At 54.5% G+C, this 13168-nt stretch carries 12 protein-coding genes; all 12 read right to left on the bottom strand.

Going from position 1 to position 13168, the window contains the following annotated elements:
- Window positions 1–73 precede the first annotated feature (73 nt).
- The 12 genes from rpmA to mreC all read right to left on the bottom strand — a co-directional run bounded on the left by rpmA (window position 74) and on the right by mreC (window position 13135).
- Window positions 74–328: a 50S ribosomal protein L27 gene (gene rpmA, locus PUP29_RS10220; protein WP_079546017.1), complete on the bottom strand. Its 255-nt coding sequence runs from the start codon at window positions 326–328 to the stop codon at window positions 74–76.
- A gap of 35 nt (window positions 329–363) precedes the next feature.
- Entirely contained in the window at window positions 364–936 is a 573-nt protein-coding gene (gene rplU / locus PUP29_RS10215) for a 50S ribosomal protein L21 (RefSeq protein WP_079546018.1), read from the bottom strand.
- A 113-nt stretch (window positions 937–1049) separates the two neighbouring features.
- A complete protein-coding gene (locus tag PUP29_RS10210) occupies window positions 1050–2579 on the bottom strand; it encodes an Rne/Rng family ribonuclease (protein WP_079546019.1) in 1530 nt (509 codons plus the stop codon).
- 18 nt (window positions 2580–2597) lie between these two features.
- Complete coding sequence (locus tag PUP29_RS10205; RefSeq protein ID WP_353423216.1) at window positions 2598–3263, bottom strand: TIGR03936 family radical SAM-associated protein; 666 nt, start codon at window positions 3261–3263, stop codon at window positions 2598–2600.
- Between the two features lie 351 nt (window positions 3264–3614).
- The gene (locus tag PUP29_RS10200; RefSeq protein ID WP_353423215.1) at window positions 3615–5492 is read right to left on the bottom strand and encodes a TIGR03960 family B12-binding radical SAM protein; all 1878 of its coding nucleotides are present in this window, start codon (window positions 5490–5492) and stop codon (window positions 3615–3617) included.
- 187 nt (window positions 5493–5679) lie between these two features.
- Entirely contained in the window at window positions 5680–6864 is a 1185-nt protein-coding gene (locus PUP29_RS10195; protein WP_079546023.1) for an FtsW/RodA/SpoVE family cell cycle protein, read from the bottom strand.
- 182 nt (window positions 6865–7046) lie between these two features.
- Complete coding sequence (minE, locus tag PUP29_RS10190) at window positions 7047–7334, bottom strand: cell division topological specificity factor MinE (protein WP_079546024.1); 288 nt, start codon at window positions 7332–7334, stop codon at window positions 7047–7049.
- 15 nt (window positions 7335–7349) lie between these two features.
- Window positions 7350–8141 (bottom strand): septum site-determining protein MinD, encoded by a 792-nt coding sequence (gene minD, locus PUP29_RS10185; RefSeq protein ID WP_079546025.1) that lies wholly within the window; start codon window positions 8139–8141, stop codon window positions 7350–7352.
- A 71-nt stretch (window positions 8142–8212) separates the two neighbouring features.
- Window positions 8213–8896, bottom strand: a complete 684-nt coding sequence (gene minC / locus PUP29_RS10180; RefSeq protein ID WP_079546026.1) for a septum site-determining protein MinC — start codon at window positions 8894–8896, stop codon at window positions 8213–8215.
- A gap of 107 nt (window positions 8897–9003) precedes the next feature.
- Entirely contained in the window at window positions 9004–11568 is a 2565-nt protein-coding gene (locus PUP29_RS10175; RefSeq protein WP_079546027.1) for a penicillin-binding transpeptidase domain-containing protein, read from the bottom strand.
- 16 nt (window positions 11569–11584) lie between these two features.
- Entirely contained in the window at window positions 11585–12118 is a 534-nt protein-coding gene (mreD, locus tag PUP29_RS10170; RefSeq protein ID WP_079546028.1) for a rod shape-determining protein MreD, read from the bottom strand.
- Window positions 12119–12121: 3 nt separating this feature from the next.
- Entirely contained in the window at window positions 12122–13135 is a 1014-nt protein-coding gene (gene mreC / locus PUP29_RS10165) for a rod shape-determining protein MreC (protein WP_079546029.1), read from the bottom strand.
- Window positions 13136–13168: the final 33 nt, after the last annotated feature.

The following is a 13168-nucleotide window of genomic DNA, read 5'->3' as shown; positions in this document are numbered from 1 at the left end:
CGCTGGCCGTTTTGGCGGATGCGCCCCGCATAAAAAAGGCATTCCCTCAGGAATGCCTTTTTTGCATCTTGATTCAGTTCGCGTAAACGCTGACCTGTTTTTTGTCTCTGCCCTTGCGCTCAAACTTTACGATGCCGCTTTCAAGAGCGAACAGCGTATCGTCGCCGCCGCGGCCGACATTGACGCCGGGATGGATCTTCGTACCCCTCTGGCGAACCAGAATGTTGCCTGCGAGTACATATTGTCCGTCCGAACGCTTGATGCCGAGGCGTTTGGATTCAGAATCGCGTCCGTTTCTCGAACTGCCTACACCTTTCTTATGTGCCATAGAAATAACACCTCGCTTCTACATAAATTCCGGGATCACTCTGCCGGTTTCTCAGCAGGCTTTTCAGCTGTTTTCTTTGCAGCGGGCTTCTTTTCCGCAGCAGGCTTTTCAGCTGTTTTCTTTGCAGCGGGCTTCTTCTCCGCAGCAGGCTTTTCAGCCGTCTTTTTTGCAGCGGGCTTCTTCTCCGCAGCAGGCTTTTCAGCCGTCTTTTTTGCAGCGGGCTTCTTTTCCGCAGCAGATTTTTCAGCCGTCTTTGCAGCGCTGTCTTTTTTCGCAGCGGCCGGCTTTGCTTTCGCAGTCTCTGTGCCGACCTGTACGATCTCTATTTTTGTATACGGCTGTCTGTGTCCCTGCTTCTTGCGGTAATCCTTCTTCGGCTTATACTTGAACACGATGACTTTCTTTGCCTTATCCTGTGCAAGCACTTTGCCCTTGACGACCAATTCCGCAAGAACCGGGTCTCCGATCTGGACCGTTTTTCCGTCCGACGCCATCAGCGCTTCAAACGTGACCTCAGAGCCTACCTCCGCGTCCAGCTTTTCAACCTTGACTACCGTTCCGGGCTCCACTTTATACTGCTTACCGCCGGATCTGATGATTGCATACATGACCTTTACCTCCCTTACCCAGTCTCGCCGCAGTCGGCCCGCACCGCTGTGGTGCGCGTTCATGCCTATGCGAGCGGCTCAGTTAATTATGATACCATAACGGGGGGCTGCTGTCAACAGAAAACCTGTGTGTCGGAAAGAGCATTCTTATCCGTTACCCGCGTAATGATAATCTGTTCAGGATGCGCATTCCGCGTGCTCCTGATGAAAAAATGCGCGTTTTCAAAATGCGGCAGGATCGCCTGATTTTGGTTGTTGCGTGAAATGATATAATCTGCAAGCGTATCCGATACATCCACGATGAACATACCCTGTTCGTCCGGCTCGACCGACCGGATGATCTCCCGCCGGACGCGCATCGCCATATTTTCAAGGTTATACACACGCCCCGAACCGTTGCAGCACGGGCATACCGCCTGCGTGAGGGCCGAAAGCTTGCGCCGCGTCTTTTTGCGCGTCATCTCCACAAGGCCGAGCTCGGTCATGCCCAGCACATTGGATTTGGTGCGGTCGTTTTTCAGCGCCTCTTTGAGCGCGTCTACCACCTTGTGCTTATTTTCGTCGGATTCCATATCGATGAAATCGATGACGATGATCCCGCTTATATCCCGCAGGCGAAGCTGCCGCGCGATCTCCTGCGCCGCTTCGATGTTCGCGTTCAGGATCGTATCCTGAAGATTGTCCTCGCCGATATACTTTCCGGTGTTCACATCCACGACCGTCAGCGCTTCCGTCTCATCGATCACAAGATAGCAGCCGTTTTTCATCCATACCTTGCGCTGGAGCGCCTTGCCGATCTTATCCTCGATCTCGTAGTAATCGAAAATATTACCCTCGTGCTCAAATAGCTTCAGCCGCTTTTCCATCCCCGGCGAAACGATACTCACGACAGCAAGCACTTTTTCATAATAGTCCTTATCGTTGATGATAAATTCGTCCACATCCGGCGTGAACATATCGCGCACGGTACGGAACAAAAGCGTTTCTTCCGCATGGATCAGGCGCGGCGCAGTCACAAAGTCGGCTTTCTCCTGCACCTTCTGCCACAGGCGCACAAGGAACTTCAGCTCCGCTTCGATCTCTTCGTCCGTTGCCTGCTCTGCAAGCGTACGGACGATCACACCCATATTCTTCGGCTTCAGGCGCGTCAAAAGCTCTTTCAGCTCTTCCCGCTTCTTCTCGTCCTCTATCCTGCGGGAAACGCCCACATGATCTACCGTCGGCATCAGAACGAGCAGCCTGTTCGGCAGGGTGATGTGCGTTGTGACGCGCGCCCCCTTCGTTCCGCCCGGCTGCTTTAAGACCTGCACCATGATCTCCTGATTCGGCTTCAATAGCTCTTTGATATTGGGAACTTCCAGTTTCTTTTTGATGTGCGCTTCATCTGCGCCCGCTTCAAAAACAAAATCCGACTCGTCGCACAGGATATCCCCGGCATATAAAAATGCGTTTTTATCGAGGCCTACATCAATGAAAGCGGCCTGCATCCCCGGAAGGATATTGGCTACCCTCCCTTTGTAAATGTTGCCGACAAGACGCTCTTTTCCGCGCGTTTCGACCTGTATTTCCACCAGTTCCCTGCCCTCCATAAGGGCTACGCGGGCTTCATGCGCATTGGCGTCGGCGATGATCCTTTTTAACATCGTTGGCTCCTTCAATTTTTAAAAAACATATTCATAAAACGGGATCCGCTTCCCGTTCTCCATCGTGTAGCATTCCGTGCGGCATACGCTCCAGCCGGCCTGCAAGCCCGCCTCCTGCAAAAGCGCTTCTGCCACGACCGCCGGATTGAGCGCCGCGCCGCTTGCATTTTTCAAAAGCAGACGCACCTCATCCTCCTGCACCTCCGCTTCGAGAAGCAGCGGGCGAATATCGATCTCCCTGTTTTTCCTATCCCGGGCAATATATCGCTCTGCTGCACAAAGCCGCCCCGCCGCCTCTTTTATTTTATCACAATCCTCATCGTTTTGAAAATGAAATTTCACCCTGTAGGCGGCGCTTTCGCTTTGCGCCATCAGTTTTTTGGTCCCGGACACGGCATGCACATGAAGCACCCGAAGCTCAGTTGGCAATACGGCGTTCAGCGCCCGCTTCACCTCTTCCGGCCTCATATCCTGTGCAAGAGACAGCTCGAGATAGTCTCCCTCCGTCTCGTAGCCTACCGACAGCGGCGCGGCGAACGACATCACGATGTGGGGATTGAAGCCATGAGAATATTCCGCGGGCAGGTTTGCCCTGCGCACCGCTCGTCCGAATGCGCGCTGCATATCGAGATGGGATATGTATTTGACTGCTCCGTGGCGGCTGTATTTGATAATTACTTTCATAGTTCTCTTTTCTTTCGTTTTTAGAGGATGTTCTTTTTCGGTCCCGCTCCGCTTCACCTGCAAAAGAACCGCTGAACTATCTCTCTTTGCCTGTCGCTTGCGCTCCGTCAAATCGGATATTTCATGCGTGCTCCGTGGCGGTTGTATTTGATAATTACTTTCATAGTTCTCTTTTCTTTCGTTTTTAGAGGTTGTTCTTTTTCGGTCCCGCTCCGCTTCACCTGCAAAAGAACCGCTGAACTATCTCTCTTTGCCTGTCGCTTGTGCTCCGTCAAATCGGATATTTCATGCGTGCTCCGTGGCGGCTGTATTTGATAATTACTTTCATCTCTCTCTTTTCTTTCGTGTTCCTCATGCGTCCACATGCCGCTTTTGCTTTGCGAGGGCGCAATATTTCTGTATCCCGCACGCATGGCACTGCTTCCGGCACTCCTGCGTCGTGACGCCTTCATAGGCTTTTTCGCGTTCCTGCCATAAAAACGCTTTGCTGATCCGGCAGTCAAGATGCTCGAACGGCATGACCTCATCTGCGTTCCTCTCCCGGTTCGCATAAAACGCCGGGTCGATCCCGCAGGCGCGGAATGCTTCCATATAGCGCTCCAAAGAGAAAAATTCGTACCACGCGTCCATGACCGCTCCGCTCCGGTAGGCCGCAAGCAGCGCGGGCGCAAGCCGCCGGTCGCCGCGCGCGAGCACCGCCTCCAGAAAAGAAGTCGACGCGTCGTGATAATTGAATTTTACGCCCTTCATTTTCAGCTTCCCGCACAGATACTGCTGCTTCTGCGCCAGCATTTCAACCGTATCCTGCGCCTCCCACATAAACGGCGTGCACGCCTTGGGTACAAAGCAGGACGCAGACACCGTGATATTCAGAAAACCGTTCCGTCTGTCTTTGGGCACGCTGTAAAACGCCTCGCGGATACTCTTCACCATATCCGCGATACCGTCAAGGTCCTCGGTAGTCTCGGTCGGCAGCCCAATCATAAAATATAACTTAACGGTGGAAACACCGCTTTCAAAGGCCCGTGTGACCGCGCCGATGATCTCCTCCTGCGTGATATTTTTATTGATGACATCGCGCAGACGCTGTGTACCTGCTTCCGGCGCAAAGGTAAGCCCTGTTTTCCGCACCTGCTGAAGCCCGGAGGCCAGATCCGCCTCAAAGCTGTCGATGCGCAGGGAGGGCAGAGAGACCGAAACGCGCTTTTCCCGGAATTCCTCCACCAAACCGTTTACCAGACCGTCAATTTCAGAATAGTCTCCGGAGGAAAGCGAGGAAAGGGATATTTCGTCATAGCCGGTCGCAGCTATCACACTGCGCGCTGTCTCGCGTACTGTTTCCGCCCGGCGTTCGCGCACCGGGCGCATGGCGAACCCCGCCTGACAAAAGCGGCAGCCGCGCGGACAGCCGCGCATGATCTCGAGCGTGCAGCGGTCGTGCACCGTGCCGATATAAGGCAGAACAGGCTTTCTGACCGTTTGCTCCGCATCAAAATTTTCCACAATACGTTTTTTGACGACGGCAGGCGCGCCGTTCTGCTTCACCGCGATCTCCCGTATCGTTCCGTTTTCATGATAGACCGGCTCATAAAAGGCGGGAACATAGACTCCCTCCAGCCCTGCCGCATCCCGCAGGAACGCGGCGCGCGAAAACCCCTCTTTTTTATGCCGCGCATACAGCGCGCAAAGCTCACGAGAGACCTCTTCCCCTTCGCCCAGCACAAAAAGGTCGAAAAACGCCGCGACCGGCTCCGGATTTACAGTGCACGCACCTCCGCCGACCACGACCGGATCACCGTCGCCCCTGTCTTCAGCAAGCATCGGAAGCTTCCCCATATCCAGCATGGCAAGCACATTGGAATAGCACATTTCATAGGAAAGGTTGATGCCCACAAGATCAAAATCGCAGAGCGGCATACCGCCCTCAAGTGAACGGAGCGGCTCTCCGCACATGCGCAGCGCCTCCAGCATATCCGTCCACGGGCAGAACACGCGCTGCGCCCATACGTTTGGAAGCGCATTGAGCACTTCATATAAAATATTGATGCCGAGATGGCTCATGCCTACTTCATAAACGTCTGCAAAACAAAGCGCAAAATTGACCTCTGCTTCCCCCGGCTCTTTTATGACGCTGTTCAGTTCTCCGCCGACATACCGCGCCGGCTTCTCCACGTTTTTCAGCAAGCGCTCAAAACCGGCAGCGCCGCACAACGTTCTGCTCTCTTCCATCGATTCTCCATATCCCTCACCGTGCCCGCAGGCACCGAATATCTATAACGCTGCTCATTATAACATATCTTCCCGCATGGCTCAATATGGCAGGAGCGGGCCGGGCACTATGCGAAAACAGATACGGCGCCGTTTGCAAGCGGCGCCGTATCTTCAGCTTTCTTTTGTATTTTAAGCCCTCCGGCCGTTATTGGCCCTGCCAGCGCTGGCGGCGCATATCCACGCTGATCACCATGCCCATGGCGATACAGTTCATCACCATACTCGAACCGCCGGCCGAAAAAAACGGAAGCGGTATGCCTGTTACGGGCAATATCCCGACATTCATGCCAATATTCTCTACGACATGGAACAGGATCATGGCTGCCACGCCGATGATGATGTATGCGCCGAAATCATCCCGTGCACGCAGAGAAAGCATGAACGTACGCCCGATCAGCAGGAAATAAAGAATGATCAGGATAATGCCGCCTAAAAAGCCGAATGCCTCCACTGTAACGGCAAAAATAAAGTCGTTCTGACTCTCCGGCACATAGCCGAGCTGCGAAAGGGCGCCCGGCGTAAAGAGGCCTTTCCCGAAAAACTGGCCGGAGCCGATCGCCATCTTTGCCTGATCCATCTGCATGGTCGCGTCCGCCTCCTGCACGACCTCCGCCTCGGGATTGAAAAAGGCAAGGACGCGCCGCCAGACGTAATTGTTCTCCTGCGCGCTGTAAATCAGGTAGGCCGCAATGATGACGCCTACGATCGCGAGCAGGCAGAGCACTACCTTGAGGCTCGGCTTTGCCATGAACAGTATCACGACAAAAATGACGATGTATACGGTCGCTGTTCCGAGATCCGGCTGCGCAGCGATGAGCACGACAGGAATCAGGATGCGCCACAGCAGAGGGAACAGGTCTCCGAGCGTCTGTATGCCGTCCTCATTGCCCTCTGTTTTATCCGCAAACGTTTTTGCCAATACGATAATGATCAGTATCTTGCACAGCTCTCCCGGCTGAAAGCCCCTGTTCCCGATCATGAACCAGCCCGACGTTCCGTTTTGGGTGCTTCCGAAAAACAGCACCGCCACCAAAAGAGCGATGGATATCCAGTATATCCAGTCCGTAAAGTGAGCCAAGCTGTGATAATCGATCAGCATGACGACAAACATGCAGCCAAGACCAATGAGGAAAAAAATGAATTGCATGCCTACCGTCGAAAGGTCGAGATTTGCGATAAATTCCGCAAATGTCGTTTCGTCTCCCGTAAACGGGCTCGCCGTGGCGTTCAGTATGGAAAGCAGACTGTAGCCCACCAAGATCACGATGATCACGACGAGGAACCAGTCCACATACTTCCACATATTCCGATTGATGAGTTTTCCCTTCATATACGCTCCATTCTTACTGATGAAAAAACCATGCGCGCAAGGCTGCCCGTCCCGCCGTATGGACGCGCAGCACAGCGGACACGCCGCCGTTTCCCCTGTTAGGCATGGTTTATTTCTGTTCCGGTTCCGGTCATTTACGCAGACAGAGCGGGCTTAAGCTGCAGACAGACGGCCGCCGCGGGTCACCGACCCGCATTTTTCACCATCTGCTTGATCTTCTTGATCGGAATGTTCATCGCGATCTGGGAGGAAACGCCCTCTTCCTCCTGATTCTGCACATTTTTGAAGTCGATCTCAAATTCCGATTCGTCGATCTCTACGTACTTTGAAATGACCGCCATGATATCTTTTTTGATCATATTGATCATATCATCGTTGGACGTCGTTCCCGCGCGGTCGTAGATCAGTACGAGCTTCAGCCGGTCTTTTGCCACCTGACTGCTCTTCTTCCTGTTAAAAAACCATCCCATGTCAATTCCCCCCGCTTATTTTGAAAACAGCCGCTTGATGCGCCCAAAGAAGCCCGTTTTCTGCTCAAGGTCAAGCATGGGAACGTCTTCTCCCATAATGCGCCTCGTAACGTTCCGGTAGGCCTCTCCTGCAAGGGAAGCCTTATCCGTCACGGCCGGTTCTCCCAAATTCGATGAGCGGAAGATCATCTCGTCCTCCGGAATGACGCCGATGAGGTCTATCCCAAGGATCTCCAGCGTATCGTCGATCGCAAGCATATCCCCTTTACGAACGAGGTCCGGACGCAGGCGATTGATGAGGAGCCGCACATCCTCGATGCCGCTTGCCGACAGCAGGCCGATGATGCGGTCCGCGTCGCGCACAGACGATACCTCAGGAACCGTCACGACGATTGCAGATTTCGCACCCGCCACCGCGTTTTTAAAGCCGCGTTCAATGCCGGCCGGGCAGTCTATCAGCACGTAATCAAATTCCTGCTCCAGCTCTGCGATCAGCTCTTTCATCTGCTCCGGCGCGACTGCCATTTTATTTCTCGTCTGTGCTGCGGGAAGCAGATACAGTCCCTCATAGCGTTTATCCTTGATGAGCGCCTGCTTTAATTTACAGGTGCCCTCCACTACGTCTACAAGGTCGTAAACGATGCGGTTTTCAAGCCCAAGCACTACATCCAAATTGCGCAGTCCGATATCCGTATCGACCAGCACGACCTTTTTGCCCTGCATGGCAAGGCCTGTTCCGAGGTTCGCCGTAGAAGTCGTTTTGCCGACCCCGCCTTTTCCGGATGTGATCACAATTACATTTTCCATATACTCTTCCTCTCACCTATATAAATTACTTCCGCTGCCGGCGCCGCGCAAAATATACGGACGCCGTATCTTTATTTCACGCTGACCGGCCGTATCACGACTTTTCCGTCCCGCATCTCCGCGACCTCCGGTCCGCCGGTCTCTTCCCGGTCCGGGAACGTCACTACCCGGCCCGAAAGGCGCAGCTGCTTCGGGCACATATTGACCGCCGCGACGCACACGTCCTTCCGGCCCGAGCAGCCCGCGTGTGCAAGGCCGCGCAGCCGGCCGAACACCGCGATGCTGCCTCCGGCGATGACTTCACCGCCCGGATTGACGTCGCCGAGGACGACGATATCCCCCTCGCACTCGATGCGCTGCCCGCTGCGCACCGTATGGTTTATAAAAATCGACTGCGCGTCGAAATACGCACCCGACACAAGCTCTACCTCTTCCCTGTACTCATCGGGCTCCGGCTTTTTGACCGGCGGCTTTTCGATCTTCAGCTCTGCCTCGCGCATGAGGTCCGCTTCGTCTCCATAAATAACGTCGCGGATGCCGAAATCCATAGAAAACACCCGCCGCAGCTCTTTTCGCTGGGCTTCCGAAAGCTTTTTCCCGCGAATCACCACCCGCGTATCGCTGTCGCGGAAAAAATCCTGATTCTTTTTCAGCTTTTCCATCAATTCTTCACGCAGGACGGGATAAGTAGACCGCTCATCCAAATAGATCTCCAGTCCCTTTTCTTTTCCCTTGAACGTAATGATGCCTTGCATGATAAACCCTCCTGCATGTTCCTTTTCCGTGCGCAAAACTGCATACGGCCACAAAATACATTATACAGGATTCCGTGGCCGTACGCAAATTCCAATTTACCGCTCCCCTACGGGATTAGCGTATTTGTGGACGGAAGCTCCGTTCCCGTTTCTTCCGTTTTTCCGTCGAGATAATATTCGATGATGTCCTTTGCCGCCGGGATGGCGTGCGAGCCGCCGATCCCGTTCGGGATATAAATGACCACTGCGATCTCCGGATCATCCTTCGGCGCGCAGGCTACGAACCACGCGTTGTTTTCAAGGTCGATCGCCGAGACGGTGCCCGTGCCGGTTTTCCCGATGATCTCATCCTGATATTTCCAACCGTCGAATGCCGTGCTCGCCGTGCTCGCTTCCTCCGCGACCACCTTGGTCATGCCCTCCTTGATCGCGTCGAAATATTCCTGCGGCGCGTCTATGTGGTTGAACACCACCGGTTCCTGCTGTTCGATGATGTTTCCGTCGTTATCCACGATGCTGTCCACGATGTGCGTTTCATAGACGTCTCCGCCGTTCACCAGCGCCGCGATATAGCGGGCTACCGCAATGGGGGTGACTGCCGTCGTGCCCGAGCCGATACCCGTTTCCACCGTACGGCGGGTGTTCCACCGCAGCTCGGAAAGGCGGCTGTTGATATCGATGACCCAACCGTTCCTGTCGGCTACCGCGCTTGTGATCTGAAGCTCTTCATATAGGATATCTCTTATCTCCGGGCCGATCTCATAGTCCGTCAGGTCCTTGCCCGCCGCCTCGATGAGCCGCTCCGCCGTTTTCCTCAGCTGCTCGTCCGTATATTCGATATTCATAGACTGCCCATAGCCGCGCAGGTCATTCATCAGGGTATTGCGCACGAGCAAAGGCAGAGACGTTTTCTGCGCCGTGACCTCCACGCCCTCTGAATTGGTCGTAGAAATAGGCAGGGTCGGGTCGTACAGCACACTCTGGTTCCCGACCTGACCGATCACCTCGCCCGTCAGCTCGATGCCCGTAGAGGTGGTGAGACCGAACTGCTCGCCCCACTTGGAAAGCGTATCCGTGCTGCCCGTCGTCTGCACAAGCCTGTTCGCCACTTCATAGAAGAAATAGTTGCAGCTGTTCTCGAGGCCTTCCACGATCGTCTGATCCACGTGGGTCTGCCAGCCGCCGTCCGGGTAGGCCCAGCAGGCCGGGATATGCCCGACGATCTGCTCGCCCTCCCGCTTTTTCTCGTCCAGCGGATATTCGCCCTCGTCGTCGATCGTCGTTCCAGTCGTGATCGCCCCTTCCTCAAGGCCCGCCATGCCCGTGACCATTTTGAAGATGGAGCCGGGGATCGCCTTGGAGGAGATGGCGTTGTTGAAGAGCGGCCGGGCGGGGTCATCGTTCAGCTTCTGCATATTTTCCTCCGATATGCCGCCCGTAAAAATGTTCGCGTCATAGGACGGATAGCTCGCCATCGCGAGCACCCGGCCCGTATCCACATCGAGCACCACCGCCGCGCCGGATTTCGCAAGGTTCATTTTCTCCAGCGTAGAATTCCCTTCGCGGCTCTCGAGCACAGCCTGTACGTCCTCGTTTTGGTCGTAGTCCTCCGGCTTTGCGGTATTATATTGCTCCACCTGCTCCTGATAGACCTGATCGATATTATTTTTGAGCGCTTCCTCCGCGATCTGCTGAAGCTGCAGATCGATCGTAAGGCGCACGTTGTAGCCGTCCGTCGGTTCCGTATACGACCGCTCGCTGATGACCTTGCCGCTGCTGTTGACCTCCACCACCCGCTGGCCCTGCTTTTCCGTGGAGTTGCCCGTGAGGTACTGCTCCATCGTGCTCTCGATGCCGGCTGCGCCGATCAGGTCATCCCGCGAATAGCCCTTGTCTTCATACTCTTCCAGCGTATCTTCATCGGTCATCTTGCCGAGATAACCGACGATATGCGCCGCCACGTCGTCCTTGGGATAGACGCGCACAGAGCTTTCTCCCACCTGTATACCGTCGAGCGTATCCGACTGGCCCTCGATGAGCGCGACCGTATCCATACTCACATCCTCGCTGATTGTGACCGGAACATAGGCAAGATAGGAGGAAAGCTGCACCTCCTGCCAGATGGAAAGGAGCTTGCGTGCCTGCTCGTAGGTATATTCCTCGGGAATACGGTAACGCGTGCGCAGATCGCGGTACAACACATCCGGCGGCGAAGTCGCGGACACATACATATTCTTGCGCCAGTTTTCCTCGCGCGCTTTGACTGCCTCCGGATCTGTCACGCCAAAGTCAAACGAAAACGTTCCGTCCTCGTTGCGCACGATATTAAAGGTATCGATGGTCGTGCCGCCGCTCTCCTCGATGAGCGCGATCGCCCGGGAGAGCACCTCCGTATAATGCGCTTTATCCGTCGTGCTGTTGCGCGACGGATCGCGCAGAAATTCAATATCATAGCTGCTCTCGTCGTACGCCAGCGGTATCCCCGTCACGTCGGTGATCTGTCCGCGCGTTCCCTTGAGCGTCAGCTCTCTTACCTTTCTGTCTTCAGACAGCGTGGAAAGCTCGCCGCCCTGCGTCAGCGTAAGGTTTCCAAGCCCCGCTCCAAGCGCGATAAAGGCGACGAGCACGACCGCCATCAAAACAAAAAATCTGTTTTTTAACTTTTTAAACATCCTGTCTTTTCCTCATTCAAAGCTCGTCCATAAAATGAGCCGCTGCGCGCGGACGCATCCACGCGTTCCGATATAGAAGCGAAATCAGTAAATAGACTAAAAGAAGCAGGGCGCCGCATACCGCAGCCGACGGCAGCGTATCTTTCAGGAGGATCGTCCCCATCTCAAACTGCCGCGCCCCCTGTGCGAACACGATCAGCGCCATCATGAGCTCTTTCACAATATATCCACCCATGCCCACTGCAAAGATATGCAGAAAATTGAATTTTTCAAGCCGGTGCACCGCCACGCTTGCCGCCGCCGCTGCGACCGTATAGGAAAGCGCATAGATCCCGAGCGTCGTAGAAAACAGGATATCCATCAGCAGCCCGGTGAGCGCGGCAAAAACGATAGGCGCGATATTCTTTTCTACCAGAACGAGCCCGAGCGTAAAGAGCATAACAAGGTCGATCTGTATGCCGAGCCCCGCGACGTCAAAGGACGTACTGAATGCCGTGCCGGACAAAAGCGCGCTCAATATCCCCATTACGATCAAAACGACATATCTCATGGCCTACTCCTGCGTCCCGGCGGGCTGCGAGGACGGCGACGGCTGCGCCGCCTCTCCTACCGTAGCGGAATCCCCGATCACTTCGTTTGCCGCGGATACCGTTCCCGTTTCCTCTCCGCCGACGGATTTGACTACAAACACTTCCTCCAGCCTGCGGAAATCGACCGCCGGTTCGATCTGGACATTCTTTCCCTCCGTCTCCGTATTGGAAGATTCTGCGACCTCCCCGATCAGGAAGCCTTTGGGATAGATACCGTCGTACCCGGAGGTGATGATCTTATCTCCCACCGTGATATCTGCGTTGAGCGGCAGGAAAGAGATATACAGGGAATCGTCCAGTGAATTGCTGGAAACGGCTCCCTTTACGACCGCTTCCTCCCGGGACCGCTCCATGATGGACGAAACGCTGCTGCGCGAATCAATGATCGCCATGACCTTCGAGGAATAAAGCCCTACCTCTTCGATGCGACCCACGAGGCCGTCCGCCGTAATGACGGGCATATTTTCCTTGATCCCGTCCGCACGGCCGAGATCGATGGTAAACACATCGAACCAGTTCCCCGGATTTTTTCCGGTAATACGCGCAAGGGCGAGCTCTTGATCTGTATTTTCCTGTTTATACTCCAGAAGCTCTGCAAGCCGTTCATTTTCTTTTTTCAGTTCTTCATATTCACGGGATTTGCTTTTGAACACTTCCAGCTCGTTCTGGAGCTCCTCATTCTCCTGCGCCCGCTCATCCTGATTTACGAGCCCATCGAAAAAGCCGCCGATGTTCGACGATATCTGATAGAAAAAATTCTGCACCGGCGCAAAAACAGTGCCTGCCTGTCCTGCGCTCTGCGAAAGCGTTCCGCTGCCGTTTCCCGCTACGAGCAGGAAAATAAGGACGATGATGATGACGACCGTTACGATCAGCGGTTTGTTCCTGAATATGTTCACGACCAGTCTGCCTTTCTCGCTGCCGGGCGCGGCCGCGATTCCGCCGCAGACGCGTCCGCACACAGATAATTTGTTCAATTATATCATAGATCTGGCCTGTTTGTCATATTG

The organism is Christensenella massiliensis, assembly GCF_040409835.1.
GTDB lineage: Bacteria > Bacillota > Clostridia > Christensenellales > Christensenellaceae > Christensenella > Christensenella massiliensis.
This window is presented reverse-complemented; position numbering and strand designations above follow the sequence as displayed.